This is a genomic window from Micromonospora sp. C28SCA-DRY-2 (assembly GCF_030519475.1).
Lineage (GTDB): Bacteria > Actinomycetota > Actinomycetes > Mycobacteriales > Micromonosporaceae > Micromonospora.
This window is the reverse complement of the sequence record NZ_JAUMKD010000001.1, coordinates 285,176-309,737: the sequence shown is the minus strand read 5'-3', so window position 1 is coordinate 309,737 and position 24,562 is coordinate 285,176. Positions and strand designations below refer to the sequence as shown.

At 74.0% G+C, this 24,562-nt stretch carries 23 protein-coding genes; 15 read left to right on the top strand and 8 right to left on the bottom strand.

Translation table 11 applies throughout. From position 1 onward, the window contains the following. Positions 1-21: 21 nt before the first annotated feature. The gene (locus Q3W71_RS01380; RefSeq protein ID WP_302917442.1) at positions 22-1,350 is read right to left on the bottom strand and encodes an ABC transporter substrate-binding protein; all 1,329 of its coding nucleotides are present in this window, start codon (positions 1,348-1,350) and stop codon (positions 22-24) included. A 280-nt stretch (positions 1,351-1,630) separates the two neighbouring features. Between Q3W71_RS01380 and Q3W71_RS01375 the strand changes: the two genes are divergently transcribed. The 3 genes from Q3W71_RS01375 to Q3W71_RS01365 all read left to right on the top strand — a co-directional run bounded on the left by Q3W71_RS01375 (position 1,631) and on the right by Q3W71_RS01365 (position 5,499). Continuing rightward, entirely contained in the window at positions 1,631-3,634 is a 2,004-nt protein-coding gene (locus tag Q3W71_RS01375; protein WP_302917441.1) for a beta-galactosidase, read from the top strand. A gap of 37 nt (positions 3,635-3,671) precedes the next feature. Continuing rightward, positions 3,672-4,448: a DeoR/GlpR family DNA-binding transcription regulator gene (locus Q3W71_RS01370; RefSeq protein ID WP_302917440.1), complete on the top strand. Its 777-nt coding sequence runs from the start codon at positions 3,672-3,674 to the stop codon at positions 4,446-4,448. A gap of 100 nt (positions 4,449-4,548) precedes the next feature. Beyond that, positions 4,549-5,499, top strand: a complete 951-nt coding sequence (locus Q3W71_RS01365) for a sporulation protein (protein WP_302917439.1) — start codon at positions 4,549-4,551, stop codon at positions 5,497-5,499. Positions 5,500-5,568: 69 nt separating this feature from the next. Here the strand turns inward: Q3W71_RS01365 and Q3W71_RS01360 are convergent, their stop codons facing one another. Together Q3W71_RS01360 and Q3W71_RS01355 are read right to left on the bottom strand one after the other, a co-directional pair. Continuing rightward, positions 5,569-5,958 carry a hypothetical protein gene (locus tag Q3W71_RS01360; protein ID WP_302917438.1) on the bottom strand — a complete coding sequence of 130 codons (390 nt, stop codon included), beginning with the start codon at positions 5,956-5,958 and terminating at the stop codon, positions 5,569-5,571. 197 nt (positions 5,959-6,155) lie between these two features. Then, the gene (locus Q3W71_RS01355) at positions 6,156-8,198 is read right to left on the bottom strand and encodes a glycerophosphodiester phosphodiesterase family protein (RefSeq protein WP_302917437.1); all 2,043 of its coding nucleotides are present in this window, start codon (positions 8,196-8,198) and stop codon (positions 6,156-6,158) included. A gap of 175 nt (positions 8,199-8,373) precedes the next feature. Between Q3W71_RS01355 and Q3W71_RS01350 the strand changes: the two genes are divergently transcribed. Beyond that, positions 8,374-8,781 carry a hypothetical protein gene (locus Q3W71_RS01350; RefSeq protein WP_302917436.1) on the top strand — a complete coding sequence of 136 codons (408 nt, stop codon included), beginning with the start codon at positions 8,374-8,376 and terminating at the stop codon, positions 8,779-8,781. Between the two features lie 85 nt (positions 8,782-8,866). On the opposite strand, the gene Q3W71_RS01345 is transcribed toward Q3W71_RS01350, so the two are convergent. Next, on the bottom strand, positions 8,867-11,089 hold the full coding sequence (locus Q3W71_RS01345; RefSeq protein WP_302918691.1) for an ATP-binding domain-containing protein: 2,223 nt from the start codon (positions 11,087-11,089) through the stop codon (positions 8,867-8,869). 273 nt (positions 11,090-11,362) lie between these two features. Beyond that, positions 11,363-12,454 (bottom strand): sigma-E factor regulatory protein RseB domain-containing protein, encoded by a 1,092-nt coding sequence (locus Q3W71_RS01340; protein WP_302917435.1) that lies wholly within the window; start codon positions 12,452-12,454, stop codon positions 11,363-11,365. A 96-nt stretch (positions 12,455-12,550) separates the two neighbouring features. On the opposite strand from Q3W71_RS01340, the gene Q3W71_RS01335 reads away from it, so the two are divergent. Further along, positions 12,551-13,207 (top strand): response regulator transcription factor, encoded by a 657-nt coding sequence (locus Q3W71_RS01335; protein WP_302917434.1) that lies wholly within the window; start codon positions 12,551-12,553, stop codon positions 13,205-13,207. Between the two features lie 50 nt (positions 13,208-13,257). Further along, a complete protein-coding gene (locus tag Q3W71_RS01330) occupies positions 13,258-14,643 on the top strand; it encodes a cell wall metabolism sensor histidine kinase WalK (protein WP_302918690.1) in 1,386 nt (461 codons plus the stop codon). A gap of 140 nt (positions 14,644-14,783) precedes the next feature. Here Q3W71_RS01330 and Q3W71_RS01325 read toward each other — a convergent pair whose 3' ends face one another. After that, positions 14,784-16,391, bottom strand: coding sequence for a tetratricopeptide repeat protein (locus Q3W71_RS01325; protein ID WP_302917433.1), 1,608 nt, complete (start codon positions 16,389-16,391; stop codon positions 14,784-14,786). Positions 16,392-16,448: 57 nt separating this feature from the next. Beyond that, a complete protein-coding gene (locus Q3W71_RS01320) occupies positions 16,449-16,910 on the bottom strand; it encodes a MarR family winged helix-turn-helix transcriptional regulator (protein WP_302917432.1) in 462 nt (153 codons plus the stop codon). A gap of 50 nt (positions 16,911-16,960) precedes the next feature. Between Q3W71_RS01320 and Q3W71_RS01315 the strand changes: the two genes are divergently transcribed. Further along, positions 16,961-17,482, top strand: coding sequence for a VOC family protein (locus tag Q3W71_RS01315; RefSeq protein WP_302917431.1), 522 nt, complete (start codon positions 16,961-16,963; stop codon positions 17,480-17,482). A gap of 109 nt (positions 17,483-17,591) precedes the next feature. Continuing rightward, positions 17,592-18,488, top strand: coding sequence for a hypothetical protein (locus Q3W71_RS01310; RefSeq protein WP_302917430.1), 897 nt, complete (start codon positions 17,592-17,594; stop codon positions 18,486-18,488). A gap of 157 nt (positions 18,489-18,645) precedes the next feature. On the opposite strand, the gene Q3W71_RS01305 is transcribed toward Q3W71_RS01310, so the two are convergent. After that, positions 18,646-18,825 (bottom strand): DUF4236 domain-containing protein, encoded by a 180-nt coding sequence (locus tag Q3W71_RS01305; protein WP_155333237.1) that lies wholly within the window; start codon positions 18,823-18,825, stop codon positions 18,646-18,648. A gap of 237 nt (positions 18,826-19,062) precedes the next feature. Here Q3W71_RS01305 and Q3W71_RS30925 point away from each other — a divergent pair, with 237 nt between their 5' ends. The 7 genes from Q3W71_RS30925 (at position 19,063) to Q3W71_RS01275 (ending at position 24,561) form a co-directional block, all read left to right on the top strand. After that, a complete protein-coding gene (locus Q3W71_RS30925) occupies positions 19,063-19,140 on the top strand; it encodes a putative leader peptide (RefSeq protein WP_349881247.1) in 78 nt (25 codons plus the stop codon). Between the two features lie 129 nt (positions 19,141-19,269). Continuing rightward, the gene (locus Q3W71_RS01300; RefSeq protein WP_302917429.1) at positions 19,270-20,298 is read left to right on the top strand and encodes an ABC transporter substrate-binding protein; all 1,029 of its coding nucleotides are present in this window, start codon (positions 19,270-19,272) and stop codon (positions 20,296-20,298) included. After that, positions 20,295-21,185 carry an ABC transporter ATP-binding protein gene (locus Q3W71_RS01295; protein ID WP_302917428.1) on the top strand — a complete coding sequence of 297 codons (891 nt, stop codon included), beginning with the start codon at positions 20,295-20,297 and terminating at the stop codon, positions 21,183-21,185. The genes Q3W71_RS01300 and Q3W71_RS01295 overlap by 4 nt, the downstream gene beginning before the upstream one ends. Further along, the gene (locus Q3W71_RS01290; protein ID WP_302917427.1) at positions 21,178-22,032 is read left to right on the top strand and encodes an ABC transporter permease; all 855 of its coding nucleotides are present in this window, start codon (positions 21,178-21,180) and stop codon (positions 22,030-22,032) included. Before Q3W71_RS01295 ends, Q3W71_RS01290 begins: the two co-directional genes overlap by 8 nt. Before the next feature lie 11 nt (positions 22,033-22,043). Next, positions 22,044-23,378: an LLM class flavin-dependent oxidoreductase gene (locus tag Q3W71_RS01285; protein ID WP_302917426.1), complete on the top strand. Its 1,335-nt coding sequence runs from the start codon at positions 22,044-22,046 to the stop codon at positions 23,376-23,378. Continuing rightward, positions 23,375-23,947, top strand: coding sequence for a flavin reductase family protein (locus Q3W71_RS01280; RefSeq protein WP_302917425.1), 573 nt, complete (start codon positions 23,375-23,377; stop codon positions 23,945-23,947). Before Q3W71_RS01285 ends, Q3W71_RS01280 begins: the two co-directional genes overlap by 4 nt. Continuing rightward, positions 23,944-24,561, top strand: a complete 618-nt coding sequence (locus Q3W71_RS01275; protein ID WP_302917424.1) for a malonic semialdehyde reductase — start codon at positions 23,944-23,946, stop codon at positions 24,559-24,561. The genes Q3W71_RS01280 and Q3W71_RS01275 overlap by 4 nt, the downstream gene beginning before the upstream one ends. Position 24,562 lies beyond the last annotated feature (1 nt).

Genomic DNA, 24,562 nt, shown 5'->3' with positions numbered 1-24,562 from the left:
GTGGTCCTCCCCCTCTCGCCGTCAGTCGGTGAAGATCGACTTCTTCTGGTTCTCGATGCTGGTCAGCAGGCCGCTGATGTCCTTCGGGTCCTTGATGAACTGCTGGAAGGCCGGGATGATCACCGTCGAGGCGAAGTCCGGCCGGGTGTCCCGGTCCAGGAACTGGGCGATCTCGGTGGCCGAGCCGACCAGCTCCGCGGCCTTGCGCTGCAGCGCGGTGTAGCCGCTGGTGTCGGCCTGGCCGTTGGCGACCAGGGTGCTCGGGTCGTTCTTCACGGTGATGTCCGCGGCCGCCTTGGAGCCGAGGTACTCCAGCAGCTTCTTGGCGTTCTCCTCCGCCTTCGGCCGGCGGGCCAGCATGTAGCCGTCGATCGGCGCGTCCAGGGCCTTGGCCCCGATCGCCGGGTCGATCTCCGGGAAGGTGAAGAAGTCCAGGTCGTCCTGCTCGTCGTTGTTGAACTGCTGGCCGACGAAGAGCCCGAGCAGGTACATGCCGGACTTCTTCTGCTGCAACGACTGGGCCGCCTCCTGCCAGGTGCGCCCGAGGCTGTCCGGCTGGTGCAGCGGCAGCAGACCCGCCCAGGTGTCGAAGACCTTCTTCACCTTGTCGGAGGTCCACGCCTCCTTGCCGGCCATCAGGTCCACGTGGAACTGGTAGCCGTTGATCCGCAGGTTGAGGATGTCGAAGGTGCCCATCGCCGGCCAGCCGTCCTTGTCGGCGAAGGCGATCGGGATCAGGCCGTCCTTCTTCATCTGACCGGCGAGGTTGGTCAGGTCGTCGAGCGTCTTCGGCACCTGGTAGCCGTACTGCTGCCAGACCGACTTGCGGTAGAACATCGCCCACGGGTAGTACGACGCCGGCACGAAGTACTGCTTGCCGTCGTCACCGGTCGACGCCTTCTTGAACGCGTCGGAGTAGCCGGAGAGTTTGCCCCACACGTCGCTGAGGTCGCCGGCCAGCCCACGGGCGGCGAAGAAGCGCATCCGGTAGCCGGCGAACCAGGTGAACACGTCGTCCGGCTTGCCCTGGAGGTAGTTGTTGATGTTCTCCTGGAACGTGTTGTGATCCACCGTGTTGATCGAGACCTGCACGCCGGACGAGGTCTGGAAGCCCGCCATGACCTTGGCGATGACGTCCTTGGGCTTGGGGTCGGACTGGTTGGAGCCCAGGGTGACCGTCTTGGCGTCCGACCCGTCGGAGTCGGAACCACCGCAGCCGGCGAGCAGGCCGGTGCCGAGCAGCGCGCCGGCGCCGGCCGTGCCGGCCAGCAGGGACCGCCGGTTCAGGCCGGCGACGGAGGGCGGTACGAGACGGGCCAGGTACTCGGCGTGGGATCGGGGACGGGACATGGTGCCTCCTGCGGATGAGAAGGTGCACTGCGCCCGAGGGCCGTCAGTGGTGGCGGGGCCGGCCGGTCGTGATCCCACATCCGGATCCACCGTGAATCCACATTGGCGAACACGAACTGCCAGTGGCGCCTCAAGCTACTCGTCGTTCCGGCGCTGTCAAGGGGTTGGTGAGGGGCCGATAACCCAGTCGTGACAAGCCCGTTACGAGGTAAACGTTGGAAATGTTGTCGATGTTGGAAACTGTTGACTTGCCGACGCCGTCGGGGCACGCTCTGCTGCCATGCGGCGATGGCAGGGCGACCACATCTACTTCGGCGCCGACTACAACCCCGAGCAGTGGCCCGAGCAGACCTGGGCCGAGGACGTCGAGCTGATGCGCCGCGCCGGGGTCAACCTGGTCTCGGTCGGCATCTTCTCCTGGGCCCTGCTGGAACCGGAGCCGGGCCGCTTCGAGTTCGGCTGGCTGGACCGGGCGCTGGAGGTGCTGCACGGCGGGGGCATCCAGGTCGACCTGGCCACCGCCACCGCGAGCCCGCCACCGTGGCTCGCCCACCGGCACCCGGAGACACTGCCGCGGCGGGCCGACGGCGCGGTGCTCTGGCCGGGCGGCCGGCAGGCGTACTGCCCCAGCTCGCCGGTGTTCCGCGAGCGCTCGCTCGCGCTGGTCGAGGCGGTCGCCACCCGGTACGCCGAGCACCCGGCGGTGGTGATGTGGCACGTCTCCAACGAGCTGGGCTGCCACAACGTGCACTGCTACTGCGACGTCAGCGCCGAGGCGTTCCGCCGCTGGCTGCGCGGACGCTACGGCGACCTGGACCGGCTCAACGACGCCTGGGGCACCGCCTTCTGGAGCCAGCGCTACGGCGACTGGGCCGAGGTGAACCCGCCGCGCGTCGCGCCCACCTTCGCCAACCCCACCCAGCAGCTGGACTTCCTGCGCTTCTCCTCCGACGAGCAGCGCGCCCAGTTGCGGGCCGAGCGCGAGGTGCTGGGCCGGCTGGTGCGGCAACCGGTCACCACCAACTTCATGATCGGCACCGGCATCAAGTACCTCGACTACCACTCCTGGGCATCCGATGTGGACCTGGTCGCCAACGACCACTACCTCACCGCCGCCGACCCGGAGGCGCACATCGGGCTGGCGCTGTCGGCCGACCACACCCGCGGCGTCGCCGGCGGCGCGCCGTGGCTGCTCATGGAGCACTCCACCAGCGCTGTCAACTGGCAGCCGCGCAACGTGGCGAAGACCCCCGGGCAGCTGCGCCGCAACAGCCTGGCGCACGTCGCCCGCGGCGCCGACGGCGTGCTGTTCTTCCAGTGGCGGGCGTCCCGGGCCGGCGCGGAGAAGTTCCACTCCGCGCTGGTCCCGCACGCCGGGCCGGAGACCAAGGTGTTCCGCGAGGTGTGCCGGCTCGGCGCCGACCTGGCCAACCTGGCCGAGGCACGCGGCAGCCGGGTGGACGCCCAGGTGGCCATCCTGTTCGACTACGAGGCGTGGTGGGGTGCCGAGCTGGACTCCCACCCCAGCGTCGACGTCACCTACGGCGACCGGCTCCGGGCGCTCTACGACGCGCTCTGGCGGCAGGGGATCACCGCCGACATCGTGCACCCGTCGGCCGACCTCTCCGGCTACCGGCTGGTGCTGGCGCCCACGCTCTACCTGGTCCGCGACGCGCACGCCGCGGCGCTGCGCGCCTTCGTCGAAGCCGGCGGCACCGCCCTGGTCACCTACTTCAGCGGCATCGTCGACGAGCACGACCACATCCGGCTCGGCGGCTACCCCGGCGCGTTCCGGGACCTGCTCGGCGTCCGCACCGAGGAGTTCTTCCCGCTGCGCCAGGGGGAGCGGGTCCGCCTCGACGACGGCTCGACCGCCGACGTGTGGACCGAGTGGCTGCACACCGAGGGCGCGCGGGTGCTCGCCGCGTACGCCGACGGGCCGCTGCCGGGGGTGCCGGCGCTGACCCGGCACCCGGTCGGCGCCGGCGCCGCCTGGTACCTGGGCACCCGGCTGGACCAGCCGGCCACCGACCGGCTGGTGGCCCGGCTGGTGGCCGAGTCCGGCGTCCGCCCGGCGGCGTCGGCCCCGCCCGGCGTGGAGGTGGTGCGCCGCCGCGACGGCGAGCGCAGCTGGCTCTTCGTGGTCAACCACGCCGACGCGCCCGCCCGGATCGAGGCCACCGGCACCGAGCTGTTGACCGGCGGCCGGTGCCCCGGTGAGCTGGTCGTACCCGCCGGAGAGGTGGCGGTGGTCCGCGAGGACCGGGCCGCCGGGCCGGCGTGAGGCCCGTACAGTGACGGCCGCGAAGGAGGTTACCCAGATGCTGGCCCAGCAGCGGCAGACCGCCATCCTCGAGCTGATCCGCCAGCGCGGCGGGGTACGGGTCAGTCACCTGGTGAGCCGCTTCGGCGTCTCGGACATGACCATCCGGCGGGACCTGGAGGTGCTCGCCGAGCGGGGTCTGGTCGACAAGGTGCACGGCGGGGCGACGCTGGCCGGCCCCGGTTCGGCCGAGGAGCCGGGCTTCGCCGCCAAGTCGATCCGCCAGCAGGCCGAGAAGCGGGCCATCGCCGAGCGGGCCGCCCGGCTGGTCGAGCCCGGCATGGCGATCGCGCTCTCCGCCGGCACCACCACTGCCGCGCTGGCCACCCTGCTCGCCGACGTACGCGGGCTGACCGTGGTGACCAACTCGATCCCGGTCGCCGACGCGCTCTACCAGAACCCCCGCGCCGACCAGACGGTGGTGCTCACCGGCGGCATCCGCACCCCGTCCGACGCGCTGACCGGGCCGGTGGCCGAGGCGGCGATCGGCGCGCTCAACGTCGACCTGCTCTTCCTCGGCGTGCACGGGATGAGCCCGCGCACCGGCTTCACCACTCCCAACCTGCTGGAGGCGGGGGTCAACCGGTGCCTGATCAACGCCTCGCGCCGGCTGGTGGTGCTGGCCGACCACACCAAGTGGGAGACCATCGGCATCGCCACCATCGCCCCGCTGGAGGACGCCGACGTGCTGATCACCGACGGCGGGCTGCCGGCGGAAGCCCGGGCCGCGATCGGTGAACAGGTGGGTGAGCTGATCGTCGTCGAGGTGGAGTGAACCCGTCGCGCCTCCCAGGCACCTCACAGCGGCGGCGGCTAGGGTGCCGGGTGAGCGTCCCGTTCCAGGGTGGAGCGGGACCGGCGGCACGGGAGTTCGCATGGTCTTCAAGAAGATGTTGAGCGCGCTCGGCGTGGGCGGTCCCAGCGTGGACACCGTCCTGACGAACCCGAACACCCGCCCGGGCCTGACGCTCGAGGGCCAGGTCAACCTGCTCGGCGGGGACGCGCCGGCCAACATCGAGCAGGTGGTGCTCGGGCTGGTCACCCGGGTCGAGATCGAGGGCGGCGACACCGAGTACGCCGGCATCATGGAGTTCCACCGGATGGTGGTCAGCGGGCCGCTCCAGCTGGCCCCGAAGCAGCAGCTCGCCATCCCGTTCCAACTGCCGGTGCCGTGGGAGACCCCGATCACCGACGTCTACGGCCAGCGGCTGCGCGGCATGACGATGGGGCTGCGCACCGAGCTGGCGGTGGCCCGGGCGGTGGACAAGAGCGACCTGGACCAGGTCAACGTGCACCCGCTGCCGGTGCACGAGCGGATCCTGGAGGCGTTCCAGCGGCTCGGCTTCCGGTTCAAGCACGCCGACCTGGAGCGCGGCCGGATCCACGGGGTGCAGCAGACGCTCCCCTTCTACCAGGAGATCGAGTTCTTCGCCGCGCCGCAGTACGCGCAGACCGTCGCCGAGGTGGAGCTGACCTTCGTCACCAGCCGGGACGGCGTGGACGTGATCCTGGAGTGCGACAAGCGCGGCGGCTTCCTCAGCGCCGGGCACGACGTCTTCGGCCGCTACCGGGTCCCGCACACCGACGCCGACCGGGTCGACTGGGCGCAGGTGGTCGACGGCTGGCTGCGGGAGACCACCTCCCGCTACGGCAGCCTGCGCGCCCAGGGCTTCGGCGTGCCGCACGCCCGCGGCCGGGGCCACGGCATGGGCGGCATGGTCGCCGGCGCCGCGCTCGGGGTGGCCGGCGGCATGATCGCCGGCGAGATGATCGAGGACGCCTTCGAGGGCGACTTCGGCGAGGACTTCGGCGGGTTCGAGGAGTAGTACCAACACGACGATGGCCTCCGGGACTTGCTCCCGGAGGCCATTCGTGCTGCGGCGCGCGGTACGCGGTCAGTGCCGGGCCTTGCGCTCCTCACCGCTGCGCCAGTTGCTGCCGGCCTTGGCCAGACCACGGCTACCGAGGTATCCGATGGTCAGTAGCGTGACCATGAACCAGGCGTTGTCGGCCCGGAAGATGTCCACCCCGGTCGAGTTCCGCCCGACCAGCTGCGAGGCGGCCAGCACGCCGATCACGGCGGCGATGTAGACCCAGAACTCGGTGGTACGCAGCGACGGCTTGGTCTCCGTGCCGGGCGCCTGCATGGCCTCACGACGCCCGTCGTTCACCATCGGCATCGGACGGGTGGGCGTCTCCCGGATGGCCCGGTCCTGCATGGTGCGGTCGGGCGCGTCCTGCGCGGGCCGGTTGATCGGCCTGGTGGATGCAGCCTGCGTGCTCATCTTGTCCTCCTCGGATGCGATGAGTCGTTCCCTGCACTCCCTCGCCCCGCTACCGCGTTTCGGCCACGGCACGGTTCGCGTTCATGGCGGGGGCACCCCCCGACTACCCGACCCCCCAGGGCAGTAACACCGGGTCACAGCCGAATATCCGCCGATCCGCCGGTGGCACCGGGACCGGGTGCCACCGGCGGGGCACGTCAGCGCAGGCCGTTGCGGATCGCCACGCTGACCAGCAGATCCGGGTCGTCGGTGATGATGCCGTCCACGCCGAGGTCGATCACCCGTTGCATCACCCGGGCGTCGTTGACGGTGTACGGCACCACCTTCAGGCCGTACCGGGCCTGCAGGGTGCGCACGTCCGGTCCGTGGAAGTATGCCGGGTCCTCCCGCAGGTACCAGTCGGCGTCCGGCACGGTGCCCTGCGCCGGGTCGTGCACCTGCCAGTTCGCCGACACCGTCCCGGCGCCCGCGGCCCGGGTCAGCCGGCCCAGGTCCCGGTGCTTCCACCAGTCCAGCCCGCCGGTCCACGGGCTGCGCACGGTCGGGTCGCCGTACACCGCCCGCAGTGAGCACTCGTCGGCGAGGCTGGCACACTCGGCCGGGCCGTACTGCCAGACCAGCGCGACAGTGCCGATCCGCTCGTCCAGCTCCTTCGCGTAGCGGATGGTGCGCCAGTCGAACGACTGGATGGTCACCCGGTCGGTGAACCGGGCCCGCTCGATCGCGGTGACCAGCTTGCGGGTGAAGCTCCGGTACGGCTCGGTGTCGTCCGCCAACGGGCTGAGCTTGGTCTCGATGTTCAGCCGGACGTCCGCCCGGGCGCTGCGCCGCACCAGCGCGAAGACCTCGTCCAGGGTCGGGATCCGGGCGCCCGGGGCGGGCACCTGCGCGGGCAGCTCCGGCAGCGTCCGGGTGCCGCAGTCGATCGTCCTGAGCTGCGCCAGGGTCAGCTCGTGCACCGGCTTGCCCACGTACGGGAACTCCGGGTCACCGGGTCGGGCCGGGGCGGTGTCGACGCAGTGCGAGCCGTTGATCGTCCGGTCGTGCAGCACCACCAGCGTGCCGTCCTCGGTCACCCCGGTGTCCAGCTCCAGGGTGGAGATCGCCGGGTTCTCCAGCGCGTGCGCGAAGGCGGGCAGGGTGTTCTCCGGGCGGGTGGCCCGGCCGCCCCGGTGCGCCTGCACGTCGAACGGGGAGGCGTACGCCGTCGGCGGCCGGTGGCCGCGCTGCGCGAGCAGGCCGCGCAGCCGGTCCGGGTAGTCGGTGATGATGCCGTCCACGCCGTCGTCGATCAGCTTCGCCATCGTCGGCACGTCGTCCACCGTCCACGGGACGACCTTGAGTCCGTGGCGGTGCGCCCGCGCCACCATCTCCCGGGTGACGTACGGCCGGTAGTCGGGGTCGGTGACCTTTCCGTTCTGCGGGAAGCCGTGCACCGGCGAGAAGGCGTCGGCGCCGAAGCTGCGCACGGCCCGGACCGGGTCGCCGTCGAAGTCGTCGATGTCCAGGCCACCCAGCCACGGCGAGGCGCCCGGCCGGCCGGTCTGCAGGAAGTCGTAGTTGGTCAGCGCGACCAGCGGCAGCCGGGGCTCGACCTGGCGCATCCGCATCAGCGCGCCCCAGTCGAAGCTCTGCACGGTCACCTGCCGCAGCAGCCCGGCGCGCCGGATCTCGGCCGCGGTGACCTGCACGAACTGCTCCCGCGGGGCGGTCTCGGTCGGGGCGCCGGCCTCCACCTTGGTCTCCACGTTGAGCGTCACGTCGTCCGCCCGGTAGCGCTTGACCAGCGCGAAGACCTCGCGCAGCAGCGGCATCCGGGCACCCGGCACGGCGAGCTGGCCGGGCTTGTCGGCCAGCGTCCGCGACCCGCAGTCCAGGGTGCGCACCTGGGCCAGGGTGAGCGTGTTGACGTACCTGCCGACGTACGGGAACTCCGGGTCGCCCGGCGTCACCGGGGCGGTGTCCACGCACTTGGCGCCGCTGACCCTGCGGTCGTGGGTGACCACGGCCTGGCCGTCCTCGGTGATCTGCACGTCCAGTTCCAGGGTGCTCACCCCGAGCTGGAGGGCCTTGCCGAAGGCGGCCAGGGTGTTCTCCACCCGCAGCCCCAGGCCGCCGCGGTGGGCCTGCACGTCCAATGTCCGGTCCGGTAGCGGTTTCGCCTCCGCGGGCACCGCGAGACCGGTCGTCACGGTCGCCGCCGCCAGGGCCGCGACGGCGGTACGGCGTACTGCGCGCACGCTGTCCTCTCTCCCTCCGGCGGGGATCTCCCGCCGGTCCGCGGGTCAGCATGGGCAGCCCGGACGGCCGGCAGGCGAGCGGCGAACGACACCCCGGTGAACCGGCGGTGCGGGTTTGGCCGGCCAGTCGTCGGGCACGCACAGAGACCGACCCTTTTCTGCGAGGTGATGGATCGTGCGTGAGGACGACATGCGACAGGACGCCGCCCGGCGGGCGGAGAACCGGATCGCCGGCGGTGTGTACGGCGAGGGTGCCCTGGACGAGGTGACCGTGCCCCGCACGGACGTGGAGCGGGTGCGCCAGGAGGAGGACCCGGACGACCCGGCGCACGTGTCGGTCGACCCCACCGTGCTGCGCGACGGCGGCCCGACCCGGGGTCAGGGCGCGGTCACCACGACCGGTGGCACCGCCGGCCCGGCGAGCGTGCGGCGGCTGGCCCGCCAGCCGGAGCGGCACCCGGGCAAGGTCGCCCCGACCACCACCGGCGACGCCACCACCGGCGGCCTGAGCACCCCCACCGGCGGCTCCACCAGCGACCAGTCCACCATCGCCACCGGCCCCGGCAACACCACCACCGAGTAGTGACCCCCGTTGATCATGAGGTTGGCGGCAGCGGAGGAGATCCACATCGCCGCCAACCTCATGATCGACCTCGACACCCCCTGGGTCAGGGGGTGGGGTGGAGGGTGGTTAGGCGTTGGGTGGCGCGGGTGAGGGCGACGTAGAGGTCGCTGCGGCCGCGGGGGGACTCGGCCACGATGCGGTCGGGGTCGACCACCACGACCGAGTCGAACTCCAGGCCCTTGGCCTGGGCGACGGTGAGCACCACGACCCGGCTCTCCAGCTCCGGGTGCTCGCCGACGGCCGCCTCGGGCAGCGCGCCGGTGACCGCGGCCCCGAGTTCGGCCACCCGGCCGGCCGGCACGATCACGCCGAGCCGGCCGTCGGCCAGCCCGGCCGCCTCCCCGGTCACCACGTCGACCAGCTCGGCCGCCAGCCGCGCCGCCGGCACCGAGCGCTCCCGGGGCGGGAACCCGCTCTCGCGCACCGAGCGGGGTGGGCGCAGCGCCGGGTCGATCCCGGCCAGCACCTCGGCGGCGACCGCCATGATCTCGGCCGGGGTGCGGTAGCTGACCGTCAGCTCCTCCAGCCGCCAGCGCTGCGCCACGTACGGCTCCAGCGCGTCGGCCCAGGACGGCGTGCCGGCCAACGCGCCGGTCTGCGCCACGTCCCCGACGATCGTCATCGACCGGCTCGGACAGCGGCGCATCAGCAGCCGCCAGGCCATCGGTGACAACTCCTGCGCCTCGTCCACGATCACGTGGCCGAACGCCCAGTTCCGGTCGGCCGCGGCCCGCTGGGCGGTGGTCAGCCGGTCGACCTCCTCCTGCCGCTCCAGCAGCCGGTCGGCGTCCAGCAGGTCGGTCACGCCGAGGATCTCACCGCCCTCGGCCTCGTCCTCCACGTCGATCGACCGGGAACCCCGGGCGATCTCCAGGACGCCCTCGGCGTACTCGCGTTGCAGCGCCCGGATCCGCTCCCGGCGGGCCGTCGCGGCCCGCTCGTCCTCGCCGAGCAGCTCGGCCGCCTCGTCCAGCAGCGGCACGTCAGCCGGCGTCCAGCCGCCCGGCTCCCGGTGCAGCAGGGCCCGCTCGGCGGCGGTGAGCATCGGCGCGGCGGCGGCGATCCGCTCGGCCGAGGCGTACAGGTCGGCGAGCAGGCGCTGCGGGGTGAGCACCGGCCAGAGCTCGTCCAGCACGGCCCGCACCTCGGGCTCCTCGCGCAGCTCGCGGCGGATCTCCGCGATGTCGGCCTCGTCGAGCAGGTTCTCCCCGCCCAGCGGGTCGGCGCCGATCCGGTCGGCGACCTGCGCGGAGAGCGCGTGCACGATCTCGATGTCGAACAGCGCGCGGGCCAGGTTGTGCGGGCGGCCGGAGCGGCGGGCCCGGTCCCGGGCGGCGCTGACGGTCGCCGGGTCGAGCCGGAGGATCTCCCGCTGCGGCAGCTCGACCTCCAGCGGCTCGGCGGGCACCCACTGCCGGTCGCGCACCGCGGTGGCGAGCACCTCGGTCATCACCAGCCGCCCCTTGAGCGCGGCCGCCTCGGGGCTCTCGGTGCGCCGGGCGCTCACCCCGGGAAAGAGGTCGCCCTGGGTGCGCAGCAGCACACCGGTCTCGGCCAGCGCCGGCAGTACCTGGGAGATGTAGCGCAGGAAGGTCGCGTTCGGGCCGACCAGCAGCACGCCGCGGGTGGCGAGTTCCCGGCGGTGGGTGTAGAGCAGGTACGCGGCCCGGTGCAGCGCGACAGCCGTCTTGCCGGTGCCCGGCCCGCCCTGCACCACCAGCACGCCCGGCAGGTCGGCCCGGATGACCGCGTCCTGCTCGGCCTGGATGGTCTCCACGATGTCGCGCATCCGCCCGGTCCGCCCGGCGTTCAGCGCGGCGAGCAGCGACGCCTCCCCGGTCAGCTCCTCGTGCGCGGTGGGGGAGGCGGTGGCCAGGTCGAGCACCTCGTCGTTGAGCGCGGTCACCTTGCGCTCCCGGGTGCGCAGGTGCCGGCGCCGGCGTACGCCCTGCGGGTTGGCGGCGGTGGCGAGGTAGAAGGCGCGGGCGGCCGGCGCCCGCCAGTCGATCAGCAGCGGGTCGTAGTCGCCGCTGGTGTCGAAGATGCCGATCCGGCCGATGTAGTGCCGGCCGCCGTCGTCGGTGTCCAGCCGGCCGAAGCAGAGGCCGCTCTCCACCGCGGAGAACTGCTCGACCTGTTCGGCGTACATCCCGACCGCGCTGTCGCGCTGGGAACGGGCCTGCAACGTGCCGCCGGTGTTGCGCAGTTCCTCGGCCAGCCGCCGGGAGGCCTGCTCACGCAGCCCGTCCAGCCGGCGGTAGAGCATCGAGACGTACTCCTGCTCGCGACCGATCTCGTCGTCGGGCTGCAATTCACCGGAATCGCCGGAGTGCCTTGACAAGCCGTCTCCCAATTGGTTAGTATCTTTCCCGGAACGGCTATTCGGCCGTTCTTTTTTGTTGCCTGAACTGAGAAAGATACCGCGCGCCGATCCGCCGGACCAAGCGCCGCGGGCCGGCGTCACCCGCCGGCCCGCACCCCCGAAACGCGCCGGCCGGGAGGGTGCGCGCGCGCACACCTCCCCGACCGCCGCCGAAGGTCAGCCCTTCGCCACCTCGTAGAGCCGCTCCGGGGTGACCGCGCCGGCGAGCAGCCGGCCGTCGTCGGTGAGCAGCGCGCTGAACAGCTTCCCGGTCAGCAACCGCCCGCTGCCCCAGTCGCCGCTGACCTTCGGCAGCGCGTCCAGCACGCCGGCGACCTCGGCCGGCGGGGCCTGCGCCGGCTCACCGGCGCCGCCGGTGGCCGGGCCGTCGAGCCGCGCGACCACCACCGTCGTCCAGCCCTCGCCGACCGTACGCACCTGGGGCCGGTCGCCCGCGGGCCGCTCGGCCCGGTGCGCGCCCGCCGGCCGGTCCACCGACTCCTCGGTGATCGTCACGCCGGGCGGCGGGTTGAACGCGAACTGGTCGGCGGCGGGCCGGGCGTAGTCCACCTGGGTGAAGGCCATCTCGAAGGCCGGCTGGTCGCTGCCGTCGGCGAAGACCTCGAAGCGCAGCGGCACGTGCTCCTCGGCGTCGATGGCGATCCGCACCTGGTGCACCAGCGACGCGGCGTCGCGTGGCGCGAGCACCAGCTCGTACGCGTCCCGGCCGGCCACCGTGGCGGAGCGGCCGACGCTCACCTCGGTGCTCGGGTCGATCGCGGCGAGGGCCTGGTCGGCCGCCTGCTGCGGGGTCGCCGGCAGGTCCGGCGCGGCCGGCTCGCCGCTCTCGGTGGGCAGCGTGCGGTGGGTGGCGGTGTTGGTCCGGCTGTCCCAGGTCCAGACGTCCCGGCCGTTGCGGATGACGTCCTTCTCGCCGAGGGTGTCCAGCAGCGCGATCCGCTGCCGGTCCGGGCCGGAGTGCCAGACCCGCAGCGTGTGCGTGCCGGTCAGCAGGCTGCCCAGCTCACCGCCGGCCAGCCCGGCGAGCGGCGGCAGGCCCAGGTCGGCGCGCTGCACGACCGTGCCGGAGAGCCCCTCCAGCCGCGAGGTCTGCAGGTCGACCAGGAGTTCGGCGGCGGTGCGCGGCGGCAGGCTCGGCTCGGCCTGGGCGGCGAACGTGCCGAGCGCGGCACCGCCGCCGATGACGGTGGCGGCGGCGGTCACCGGGACCAGCCAGCGCAGGACGGGACGGCTCTTCAGGACGGACATGTGTGGCACCTCCTGGTCACATCCTGCCCAATCGAGGCTGAGAGGGCGCTGAGGACGCCGCCGCGGCCCCTCGTCCGGGGGTGGCACCCTTGACCCGTGCGGTTGCTGGTGGTGGAGGACGAGTCGCGGCTGGCGGCGGCCCTGCAACGGGGCCTGCAGGCCGAGGGCTTCGCGGTGGACGTGGCGGCGACCGGCCCGGCCGGGCTGGACGCGGCCCGGCACGGCGGCTACGACGCCATGATCCTCGACGTCATGCTGCCCGGCCTCTCCGGTTACGAGGTGGTCCGCCGGCTGCGCGCCGAGGAGCACTGGCTGCCGGTGCTCATGCTCTCGGCCAAGGACGGCGAGTACGACCAGGCCGACGGGCTGGACTGCGGCGCCGACGACTACCTCACCAAGCCCTTCTCGTACGTGGTGCTGCTGGCCCGGCTGCGGGCGCTGCTGCGCCGGGGCGCGCCGGAACGCCCGACGGTGCTCGCGGTCGGCGACCTCACCCTCGACCCGGCCCGGCGCCGGGTGACCCGGGCCGACGCCGAGGTGGACCTGACCGCCCGGGAGTTCGCGCTGCTGGACTACCTGATGCGCCGCCCCGGCGAGGTGGTCTCCAAGACCGAACTGCTCGACCACGTCTGGGACGCCGGGATGGACACCGCGCCGAACGTGGTCGAGGTCTACGTCGGCTACCTGCGGCGCAAGATCGGCCGGGAGCGGCTGGAGACCGTCCGCGGGGCGGGTTACCGGCTGGCGACGTGAGCGGACGGTGGGGGCGGCTGCGGGCCGCGTTCGGGCTGCGCGGCCGGCTCATGGTGCTCGGGGTGCTCGGCCTCTCCGTGGGGCTGGCGGTCGGCGGGCTGGTCCTGCTCGGGGTGCTCCGCTTCGTGCTGCAACGCAGCGTGGACGCCGAGGCGTTCCGCACCGCCGACGCGGTCGCGCTGCTCGCCGCGGAGGACGCGCTGCCCGACCCGCTGCCGGTGGCCGCGGGCCAGACCAGGGTGCAGGTGGTCGATGCCGAAGGGCGGGTGCGGGCCGCCTCGATCGACGCCGACCGGCTGGTGCCGATGCTGCGGCCGGAGCAGATCGACCGGGACGCCCGGCAGCGGGTGACGGTGTCGGGGGAGCGGGTGGGGCTGCCCGGACCGGTCCGGGTGGTGGCCGTGCCGGCCGGCACCGGGGCGGACCCGCGGACCGTGCTGGTCGCCCGGTCGATGGCCGACGTGCGGCACAGCACGCACGTGGTGGGCACCATCCTGCTGGTCGCCTTCCCGCTGCTGGTGGGCGTGCTCGCGGTGGTGGCCTGGCGGGTGGTCGGGGCGACGCTGCGGCCGGTGGAGGAGCTGCGCCGCGGGGCCGAGGAGATCACCGGACGCGACGGCGGCGGCCGGCTACCGGTGCCCGCGTCCCGGGACGAGATCCACCGGCTGGCGGTCACCCTCAACGGCATGCTCGGCCGGCTGGAGTCGGCCCGGAACCGGCAGCGGGCCTTCGTCGCGGACGCGGCGCACGAGCTGCGCAGCCCGCTGACCAACATCCGCACCGAGCTGGAGGTGGCGCAGCGACTGGCCGGGCGGACCGACTGGACGGCGGTGTCGGCGAACCTGCTCGCCGACACCGAGCGGCTCAGCCGGCTCGTCGACGACCTGCTGCTGCTGGCCCGGCTGGACGAGGCGCCGCCGACCCGGGCCACCGGCCCGGTGGAGCTGGGCGGGCTGCTGGCCGCGGTGGCCACCCGGTACCCGTCGCCGCCGGTACGGGTGCTCGCGCCGGCCGCGCCGGCCTGGACGGTGGGCGACGCCGACGAACTGCACCGGATCCTGGCCAACCTGGTGGACAACGCGGTCCGGCACGCCCGCGGCGAGGTGGTGCTGACCGCCGTGCCGGCGCCGAGCGCCGACCGGCCCGGCCCGGCCGCCCCGGCGTCGCGCGGTGCCGGGCCGGGCGGGTACCACCTGGTGACGGTGACCGACGACGGGCCGGGCATCCCGGTCGCGGACCGGGCGCGGGTCTTCGACCGGTTCACCCGGCTCGACGACGCGCGGGCCCGGGACGCCGGCGGCACCGGGCTGGGGCTGGCCATCGTCCGGGAACTGGTCCGCCGGGCGGGCGGCACTGTCGAGCTGGCCGACGCCGAGCCCGGTCCCGGGCTGTGCGTGCGGCTGCGGCTGCCGGCCCTTCCCGACGAGCCGGCCTGAGCCGGCCCGGATCGGTCCGCCGGCACTGCCGAACTCTCGACGCCGAACCGGGGCCGGTGGGCGCGGCGGAAGGCTTCGACGGCGGGGCCGGCCCGGATCGGCCCGGCCCGCCACCGACTCGCGGCCGCGCCCGCCGGGTGTCAGCGGCGGCGGGTGCAGACCTGCTCGGCGCGGGCGACCGTGTCGGCGGACCAGACGACGGCGACCGTGAAGCAGTAGTCGGTGCTGCGGTTCAGGCCGTAGACGACGAAGCTGCTGGTGCCGGCGGGCAGGTCGGCGAAGGCGGTCTGGGCCTGGCCCGCCCGGCCACCGGAGATCACCACCGGCCCCTCGCCACCGGCCGGGTAGGTCCAGCTCAGCGCCACGTTGTCCCGGTTGTCCCGCAGGGTCACCGCGCCGGGCGGGGTGCCGGGTGGGGCGGCCGCGACGCCGGTCGGCGAGGGGGCGGCCGGTGCGGCGGTGCTCGGCGCGGCGGAGGTGGCCGGCCCGCCGCTGGCGGCCGGGGCGGCCGGTTCCGCGTCGCCGTCCATCCGGGACACCCCGGCGATGACCGCCGCGGTGCCGAGCAGCACCACGGCCACGCCCGCCACGACGAGCAGCAGCAGCCGGGTGGTGGGCCGGCCCGGCGGCCGGTCCACCGGCACGGGCAGCAGCGGCGACGGCGGGTACGGCGGTTCGTCGTGCCGGGGCACCCGGCGCACCCCGTCCGCCTCGTCGACCGGTCCGTCGGCCAGGGTGACCACCGACGGGGGTACCGCGCTGCCCGGCCCGTCGTCCGGGCCCTGCTCCGGGGGCCACCAGCCCTGCTCCGGCGCGGTGGTCGGGCCGTCCACCGGCTGCCGGGGCGTCGGCACCGGGGGATCGGCGGCGTCGGCCGGCCCGGTCTCCCCGCCCTCCGGCCAGCCGGACGGGTGCCAGTCCTCCGACCGGTGCCAGTCCTCCGGCGGGTGCTCCGCGGACCGGGGCCGGGCCTCCGGCGCCGGCCCGTCGCCGGGGGGCGGGGTGCGCGCCGCCGGCACGACCGGGCCGTCCCGGCTCACCGGGGCGGTCTCGGCGCAGACGTGGTCCGCGTTCGCCGCGGCCCGGGCCAGCGTGGCCACCTGCGCGGCCAGCGGGTCGTCCGCGGGCAGGTGCTGCCGGCACAGCTCCCGGGCCAGCGCCAGGTTGTCGTGCGCCTCGGCGAACTGCCCGCAGTCGCGCTGCATCGCGCCCAGCCGGGCGAGCATCTTGATGCCGCTGGGATGGCCGTCGCCGTAGACCTCGCGGTGCAGCTCCCAGGCGTCCTGGAGCCGGTCCCGGGCCACCTGGCACTGGCCGCGCGCGTACTCCACGGTGGCCAGGTCGGCGTGCGCGGCGAGCACCCGCAGCGACTCCGGTCCGTCCAGGGCGGTCAGCTCGATGATGACCTCCTGGTAGAGCCGGGCGGCGCGGGACCAGCTGCCGACCCGGTGCAGCACCGCCGCCAGGGTGGCCGCGGCGGCGACCGTGCGCTGGTCGGAGCGGCCGTGCAGCCGGGTGGTGGCCGCGTACGCGAAGGCGGCCCAGCCGCGGGCGGAGTGCGGTTCGCCGAGGGCGACCAGCACCCGGGCCTGGAGGCTGGCCGCCTCGGCCAGCTCGGGGGTGGCGTTGGCCGGTCGCGGGTCGGCCTCGGTCAGCGCGTCGGCGAGCAGCCGCTGGGCGCCGGCGAGGTCGCCGGCGGACACCAGGTGGTGCGCCTGGTCAGTCAGTTCACCGAAGCCGGAGGGCACGCCCCATCGTGCTCAACCGACGACGGTAAGTACAAGTCCCGCGCCGGAGCGGTTCGGTCAGGAACCGGTCAGGTGGTCGGCCAGCGTCTCGCTGATCCGGCGCAGCTGGTCGACCTGGGCCGGGGTCAGCGCGTCGAACAGGTGCCGGCGTACCCCCTCGACGTGCCCGGGAGCGGCGGCGGCGAGGGTGGCGTACCCCGCCTCGGTGAGCAGCGCGATCTGCCCGCGCCGGTCGGTCGGGCACTCCTCGCGGCGCAGCCACCCGGCCGCCTCCATCCGGGACACCGCGTGCGAGAGCCGGCTGCGCGAGGCGCCGCTCGCCTCGGCCAGCTCGCTCATCCGCAGCCGGCGCCCCGGCGCCTCGGAGAGCCGGACCAGGATCTCGTAGTACGCGTGCGGCATCCCGGCGTCGCGTTGCAGCTCGCGGTCGAGCGTCTCCATCAGCGCCCGGGAGGCGGTCAGGAACGCCCGCCAGGTGCGCTGCTCGTCCGGGTCCAGCCAGCGGGTCATGGCGCCCATCATAGCCCAGTTAGTTGAAGGCTCAACTAAATCGCGCTAGCGTCGGGGGCATGGGAATCCACCGCCTGAACCACGCCGTCCTCTACGTCAGTGACCTCGCCCGCAGCGTCGCCTTCTACCGGGACGTGCTGGGCTTCCGCCCGGTGGCGATGACCCCGGAGGGCTTCCGGGGCGCCACCTTCCTCCAGGCGCCCGACTCCACCAACGACCACGACCTCGGCCTGTTCGAGATCGGCGCCGGCGCCGGCCGCTCCGCCGCCGGCCGGGGCACCGTCGGCCTCTACCACCTGGCCTGGGAGGTGGACACGCTGGACGAACTGGCCGCCACCGCCCAGCGGCTGGCCGCCGCCGGCGCCCTGGTCGGCACCTCCGACCACGGCACCACCAAGAGCCTCTACGGCCAGGACCCGGACGGCCTGGAGTTCGAGATCGTCTGGCTGGTACCGGCCGACCGGCTCGACGACGCCGCGCTGGCCGCGCGGAAGCGGATCGGCCGGCTCGACCTGGACGCCGAGCGGCGGCGCTACGGCGGCCAGACCCGCGGCGGGGTGGGCATCTCCATCCCCGCCTGAGCCGGCGATGTCACGGCTGCCCCCCGCCCGGGCCCGCGGCGGGTGTCCGCCCGGCACCCGGACGGGGCCGGGCCGCCCGCCGGCCGCTCCGGTGCGGTAGAACGGCAGCATGCCGACCGACGCCGTGCTCCGCGAGCTGCTCGTCCGACACCTGGAGCACTGGTTGCCGGGGGCGCTGCACCGTGCCCGCCGGGCCACCGTGGCCTGCGCGTACGCGGAGGGCGACGCGGGCGGGGCCGAGGCCGCGCTGCGGGTGGTCGCCGAGTACGCCGACCGGCTGCGCGGCCGCCGGCTGACCGTCCTGGTGCTGGCCGAGGGGAGCGAGGACCTGCCGGCCCGGCTCGGCCCCATCGAGGCGGAGCTGCCCGCCGAGGTGGCCGTGCACGTGGTGCCCGGCCGACCCGCCCGGCTGCCGGTCGCGCTGAAGGCGGCCGGGGCGGCCGGCGCCCCCGCGCTGTCGTTCGTGGACGACCCCGCTCCGCCGGACCCCGCCGTGCTCGCCGCCGCGGCCTCCGGCCGCCCGGCCGAGATGCTGCTGCTGACCGCCGTCGACGTGCCGACCCGGGCCGAACTGGGGGTCGCCGGGTTCCCGCTGGTGACCGAGGTCGACCTGGTGCCCGCCGACGGCTCACCGGCGCGGCGGCTGGCCTTCGCCACCGGGTCGGACAAGAGCCTGGAGGCGTTCAAGGAGGCGCTCTGGGCGGTCGACGAGTACGCCGGGGTCCGCTACCGCGACCCGGCGGACCCGGCCGGGCGGCTGCTGGACATCGCACTGGACCCCGAGCCCGGGCCGCTGCGCCGGGAACTGCTGGCCGAACTGCACCGCGCCGGCCCGCGTACGGTCACCGAGCTGCGCCGGCACGCGCTCACCTCGACCGTCTACCGCTCCGCCGACGCCGTCCGGGCGCTGACCGGGCTGCTGCACTCCGGGGCGGTGCGCCGCGACCCGGAACACGGCCGGCTCGGCGGCGACGTCGTCGTCACCGCCGTCGAGCCACCGGCCTGACGCCTGTGCACCCCGCGCCCTGACCCCCCGAGTCGCCGGCCGGACGCCGCGGAAGGGGCGCCGGCCCCGGCCGCGGCCCGTCGTCCGAGCGGTCACGGGCCCGGACACCGAGCGGGGTGCCGGTGAGCCACCGACACCCCGCGCGACGTCCGGGACGTCAGGTCCGGGACTTGTCCTGCTTCCACGAGAGCGGGCCGGGCAGGTCGACGCGGTGCGCCCGAGCCCGGGAGTTCCAGGACCAGCGACCGATCTTGATGCTCCAGGACGAGAAACCGTTCTCGGTGAAGTTCAGGATGATCGGCCCGTACTTCTTGCGCTTGCGGAACATCAGACCCATCGCGGGGCTCCCTTCGTCACCATTCCCTGCCGTGTCCAAACCGAACATTGCCCGGGAGCGCGATTCGCGAAACCCGATCCAGCCGGAGGCGGTGGCGGCCAGTAATTCCTATCCACCAGATAGGTGTTGCGGATGGATAAACGCTGGTAGCGACGGGTTGTAACAAAGGCAGCGACGCGAGTCTCATCTTTCGGAAGGGCGTTGACCGGGTCGTCCGGGCGCCGGCAGCATGTGGTCATGTCGCAGCGGGACGAGCTTCTCCTCACCGCTCGCGTGCACGTCGACCTGGTCCGGCACGCGAGCGCGCTCTGTTGAGCTGACCGGCGCCTTCGCCTCGGTCCACCTCGCCGCCCTCTCACCGCACCCCCGCTCATCGCCGAGCGGTGTGCCGTCGCGCCCTCCTCCGGGCCCCTCCCACCGACTGTGGACAGATCAGGAGACCTCATGTCCCCACCCCGTCGTGCCCGCACCCGTACCCTCGCCGCCACCGCCGCGCTGGTCGTCCTCGCCGCCACCGGATGCGGTGGGCGGGCCACCGCCGGCGGCGAGCAGGTGACCGAACTGCGCTACCAGGGTTCGGTCGGGCAGGTCACCCTGCCCGAACTCGCCGAGGACCTCGGCTACCTCGGCGACGTCCGACTCGACTGGATCGGCAACGTCACCGGCGGCCCGCAGGACGTCCAGGCCACCGCCACCGGGCAGAGCGACTTCGGCGGCGCGTTCAACGGCGCCATCGTCAAGCTCGCCTCGGCCGGCGCGCCGATCACCGCCGTGGTCAGCTACTACGGCTCCGACGCGCAGAGCTTCCAGGGCTACTACGTGCTCGACGACAGCCCGATCCGCGGCCCGCGCGACCTGATCGGCCGCAAGGTCGCGATGAACACCCTGGGCGCGCACGCCGAGGCGGTGCTCAAGACCTGGCTGGCCGGCGGCGGGCTCAGCCCGGCCGAGATCCGGCAGGTCGAACTGGTCGCGCTGCCGCCGGTCAACATCGAACAGTCGCTGCGCCAGCGGCAGATCGACGTCGCCGTGCTCGGCGGGGTGATCCGCGACAAGGCCGTCGCGAACGGCGGCATCCGCACCGTCTTCACCGACTACGAGCTGCTCGGCGCGTTCAGCGCCGGCGCGTACGTGTTCCGCGACGACTTCATCAGGCGCAACCCGGAGACGGTGAAGACCTTCGTCACCGGCGTCGGCAAGGCCATCGAGTGGGCCCGCACCCAGCCCCGGGAGACGGTGGTGGCCCGGTTCGAGGCGATCATCGCCAAGCGCGGCCGCAACGAGGACCCCTCGCTGGTGCGGTACTGGAAGAGCAGCGGGGTGGCCGGCCGGGGCGGCGTGATCACCGACCAGGAGTTCGCCACCTGGATCGACTGGCTGGCCGCCGAGGGCGAACTCAAGGGCGACAAACCCGCGCCCGGCGAGGTCTACACCAACCGGTACAACCCGTTCGCCGACGGGGGTGGCGCGTGACCACCGACAAGATCTACTTCGACCGGGTGACGAAGACCTTCCCGGCCGGTGCCGCCCGCCGGGCCACCGGCGGCGCGGTCACCGCCGTGGACCGGCTGACCCTGGGCGTACGCGCCGGTGAGTTCCTGGTCGTCGTGGGCCCCAGCGGCTGCGGCAAGTCCACCCTGCTCGACCTGCTCGGCGGCCTGTCGAAGCCGACCGCCGGGCAGATCCTGGTCGACGGCCGCCCGGTCACCGGACCGGGCCTGGACCGCGGCATCGTCTTCCAGCAGTACGCGCTGCTGCCGTGGCGCACCGCCGCCGGCAACGTCGCGTTCGGGCTGGAGGCCAAGGGCGTGCCCCGGGCCGACCGGGCCGAACTGGTCGCGCGCCACCTCGACCTGGTCGGGTTGCGCGGCTTCGCCGAGCGCTACCCGCACGAGCTGTCCGGCGGCATGAAGCAGCGGGTGGCCATCGCCCGCAGCCTCGCCTACGACCCGGACATCCTGCTCATGGACGAGCCGTTCGCCGCGCTCGACGCGCAGACCCGCGACTCGTTGCAGGACGAGCTGGTACGCATCTGGGAACGCACCGGCAAGACGATCGTCTTCATCACGCACGGCATCGACGAGGCCGTCCACCTCGGCCAGCGGGTCGCGGTGATGACCTCCCGCCCGGGGCGGGTCAAGCAGGTCATCGAGATCGACCTCGGCGACCGGTCAGCGGTGGCGGACGTCCGCTCCAGCGACGCCTTCCGGCACCACCGGCACCAGATCTGGTCCCTGCTGCGGGACGAGGTGCGCGCGGCCCAGGCGGCCGAACGGCCGTCGACCACCCGTACCGAGGAAGCCCCCGCCGGGCGCGGGACGTCCGCACCGGTCCGCGCCGAGGAGGCCCGCGTTGGTTGACATCGCCGAACGACCCACCCGACTGGCGGCCGCCGCCGCACCTCCGGCGCCGGTCGACGCGCCCGCACCGGCCAGCCGGCTGCTCGGCCTCGGCGGTCGCGCGCTGCACCGTACCGCCGCGCTGCTCGCGCTGGCCGCCGTCTGGGAGACCGCGCCCCGCGCCGGCCTGGTCGACCGGGTCTTCCTGCCGCCGCTGTCGGAGGTGCTCGGGGCCTGGGGGCAGCTGCTGCGCAGCGGCCAGCTCGCCGACCACGTCGGGGCCAGCCTGACCCGGTCGCTGACCGGGCTCGGCCTGGCGGTGCTCACCGCCATCCCGCTGGGGCTGCTGATCGGCTGGTACCGGCCACTGGCGGAGCTGCTCAGCCCGCTGCTGGAGGTGTTCCGCAACACCGCCGCGCTGGCCCTGCTGCCGGTCTTCGTGCTGATCCTCGGCCTGGGCGAGACGTCGAAGATCGCCCTGGTGCTCTACGCCTGCTCCTGGCCGATCCTGCTGAACACCGTCGCCGGCGTGAAGGGGGTCGACCCCCTGTTGGTCCGCTCCGCCCGCTCGATGGGGCTGGACCACCTGCGGCTGTTCCAGAAGGTGATCCTGCCCGGCGCGGTGCCGACCATCTTCACCGGCGTCCGGCTGGCCGGGGCGTACTCGATCCTGGTGCTGGTCGCCGCCGAGATGGTGGGCGCCAAGGCCGGGCTCGGCTACCTCATCAACTACGCGCAGTACAACTTCGCGATCCCCGACATGTACGCCGGGATCATCACCATCTCCGCCATCGGTCTCGTCGTCAACCAGCTCCTCGTCGCCGTCGAGCGCCGCTTCTCCACCTGGCGCGTCGACGTCACCGCCTGAGAGGAACCGCCATGTCCCGCACCCTGCACCTGAACGCGTTCCTGATGGGCGTCGGCCACCACGAGGCCGCCTGGCGCCATCCCCGCACCGACCCCCGACGGATCGCCGACGTCCGGCACTTCCAGGAACTGGCCCGGATCGCCGAACGCGGCACCCTCGACTCCGTCTTCCTCGCCGACGGGCTGGCCGTCGGGCCCGCCGTGCGGCACAACATCCAGGCCGTCTTCGAACCGCTCACCCTGCTCGCCGCGCTGGCCACCGCCACCGAGCACATCGGCCTGATCGCCACCGCCTCCACCACCTACAACGAGCCGTACAACCTGGCCCGCAAGTTCGCCTCGCTGGACCACCTCAGCGGCGGGCGGGCCGGCTGGAACATCGTCACCTCCGCCCAGCCCCGGGAGGCGTGGAACTTCAACCTCGACGAGCACCCGGCCCACGCCGACCGCTACCGGCGGGCCGCCGAGTTCGTCGACGTGGCGATCAAGCTCTGGGACAGCTGGGAGGACGACGCCCTGGTCCTGGACCCCGCCGCCGGGATCTTCGCCGACACCGACCGGGTGCACGAGGTGGCCCACGCCGGCGAGACGTTCACGGTCCGGGGGCCGTTGAACACGCCCCGCCCGCCGCAGGGCCGGCCGCTGCTGGTCCAGGCCGGCTCCTCCGCCGACGGCATCGCCTTCGCCGCCCGGTACGCCGAGGCGGTCTTCACCGCCCAGCAGACCCTCGCCGACGGGCAGGCGTTCTACGCCGAGCTGAAGCGGGCCACCGCCGCCGCCGGCCGCGACCCCGACCTGGTCACCGTGCTGCCCGGCATCGCCCCGGTGATCGGCGGTACGGAGGCCGAGGCGCACGCCCTGGCCGCCGAACTGGAGGCGCTGATCGTCCCCGAGCACGCCCTCGCCCAGCTGTCCGGCATGACCGGCATCGACCTCAGCGGGTACCCGCTGGACGGCCCGCTGCCCGACCTGCCCGAGGCGCACACCGTGCAGGCGCACCAGAGCCGCTACCAGCTCGTCGTCGAGCTGGCCCGGCGGGAACGGCTCACCCTGCGGCAGCTGATCGGCCGCCTCGGCGGGGGCCGGGGCCACCGGGTGGTGGCCGGCACCCCGGAGCAGATCGCCGACCAGATCGAGCTGTGGTTCACCCAGGGCGCCGCGGACGGCTTCAACGTCATGCCGCCGCTGCTGCCCAGCGGCCTGACCGACTTCGTCGACCAGGTGGTGCCGCTGCTGCGCGCCCGCGGCCTCTTCCGCCACGAGTACACCGGACGCACGCTGCGCGAGCACTACGGGCTGCCCCGCCCGGCCAGCTCGTACGCCCCGTCCGCCCTGGTGCCGGCGTGACCACCGTGGAGCAGCGCCCCCGGGCGGCGGGCGCCGAGCTGCTGCCGGCGGACCGGGACCTGTTCCGGGCCCTGCTGCGCCGGCAGGCCGCCACGGTCACCGTGGTCACCGCCGTGGCCCGGCAGACCGAGGCGGCGTGCCTCGGCGGGTTGGCGGCGCCGCTGCGCGCCGGGTTCACCGCGACCTCGTTCACCTCGGTGTCGCTGGACCCGCCGCTGGTCTCGTTCTGCCTGGGCCTGGCGTCGTCCAGCTGGCCGGTGCTGGCGCGCGCCGACCACGTCGCCGTGCACCTGCTCGGCGCCGGGCAGCGGGAGGCGGCCCGGGTCTTCGCCACCAGCGGGATCGACCGGTTCGCCGCGTACCCGCGGTGGACGGCCGGGCCGTTCGGGGTGCCGCTGCTGGACGGGGTGCTGGCCCGGCTGCTCTGCCAGGTGGTGGAGCGGGTGCCCGCCGGCGACCACGCCGTGGTGATCGCCGAACCGATCGCCCTGGACGGTGGGGAGGACGGCGGACCGTTGGTCTACCACCGTGGCGGCTACACCACCGCCGGGTCGGTGGTGCCGGCGTGACCCTCGCGTCGGCGCCGCCCGGTGACCTGCTCGCCCTGGACCGGGCCGCCCAGGACCTGCTCTTCCGGGCGGCCCGGACGGCGAACACGTTCACCGCCGAGCCGGTCACCGAGGCGCAGGTCGCCGCCATCCACGACCTGGTGCGGTACGGCCCGACCGCGCTCAACGGCCAGCCGCTGCGGATTCTGCTGCTCCGCTCACCGGCGGCCCGGGCCCGATTGCTGCCGTACCTGTCCGGCGGCAACCGGGCCAAGACGGCAGCCGCACCGCTGGTCGCGGTGCTCGCCGCCGACGTCGACTTCCACCAGCGGCTGCCCGAGCTGTTCCCGCACCGCCCGAGGGCCGGCGACTGGCTCGGCGACCGGGTCGAGCGCGCCGCCCAGGCCCGGTTCAACGCCACCCTCCAGATCGGCTACCTGGTGGTCGGCGTCCGGGCCGCGGGGCTGGCGGCCGGTCCGATGTCCGGCTTCGACGCCGCCGGCGTACGGCGGGAGTTCTTTCCGGACGGCCGGCACGAGGTGCTGTTGCTGATGAACATCGGCCACCCGGGGCCGGACGCGTGGCACGACCGGCTGCCCCGCCTCGACGCCGGGGAGGTGATCAGCACGATCTGAG

Bases quoted from the DNA above. Each gene is read 5' to 3' on its own strand.
- Q3W71_RS01300 (WP_302917429.1), top strand. From the start codon at position 19,270: ATGTCCCCACCCCGTCGTGCCCGCACCCGTACCCTCGCCGCCACCGCC.
- Q3W71_RS01310 (WP_302917430.1), top strand. From the start codon at position 17,592: ATGCCGACCGACGCCGTGCTCCGCGAGCTGCTCGTCCGACACCTGGAG.
- Q3W71_RS01315 (WP_302917431.1), top strand. From the start codon at position 16,961: ATGGGAATCCACCGCCTGAACCACGCCGTCCTCTACGTCAGTGACCTC.
- Q3W71_RS01345 (WP_302918691.1), bottom strand. From the start codon at position 11,089: ATGCTCTACCGCCGGCTGGACGGGCTGCGTGAGCAGGCCTCCCGGCGG.
- Q3W71_RS01360 (WP_302917438.1), bottom strand. From the start codon at position 5,958: ATGAGCACGCAGGCTGCATCCACCAGGCCGATCAACCGGCCCGCGCAG.
- Q3W71_RS01380 (WP_302917442.1), bottom strand. From the start codon at position 1,350: ATGTCCCGTCCCCGATCCCACGCCGAGTACCTGGCCCGTCTCGTACCG.
- Q3W71_RS01320 (WP_302917432.1), bottom strand. From the start codon at position 16,910: ATGGGCGCCATGACCCGCTGGCTGGACCCGGACGAGCAGCGCACCTGG.
- Q3W71_RS30925 (WP_349881247.1), top strand. From the start codon at position 19,063: ATGTCGCAGCGGGACGAGCTTCTCCTCACCGCTCGCGTGCACGTCGAC.
- Q3W71_RS01370 (WP_302917440.1), top strand. From the start codon at position 3,672: ATGCTGGCCCAGCAGCGGCAGACCGCCATCCTCGAGCTGATCCGCCAG.
- Q3W71_RS01305 (WP_155333237.1), bottom strand. From the start codon at position 18,825: ATGGGTCTGATGTTCCGCAAGCGCAAGAAGTACGGGCCGATCATCCTG.
- Q3W71_RS01340 (WP_302917435.1), bottom strand. From the start codon at position 12,454: ATGTCCGTCCTGAAGAGCCGTCCCGTCCTGCGCTGGCTGGTCCCGGTG.
- Q3W71_RS01285 (WP_302917426.1), top strand. From the start codon at position 22,044: ATGTCCCGCACCCTGCACCTGAACGCGTTCCTGATGGGCGTCGGCCAC.
- Q3W71_RS01330 (WP_302918690.1), top strand. From the start codon at position 13,258: ATGGTGCTCGGGGTGCTCGGCCTCTCCGTGGGGCTGGCGGTCGGCGGG.
- Q3W71_RS01365 (WP_302917439.1), top strand. From the start codon at position 4,549: ATGGTCTTCAAGAAGATGTTGAGCGCGCTCGGCGTGGGCGGTCCCAGC.
- Q3W71_RS01375 (WP_302917441.1), top strand. From the start codon at position 1,631: ATGCGGCGATGGCAGGGCGACCACATCTACTTCGGCGCCGACTACAAC.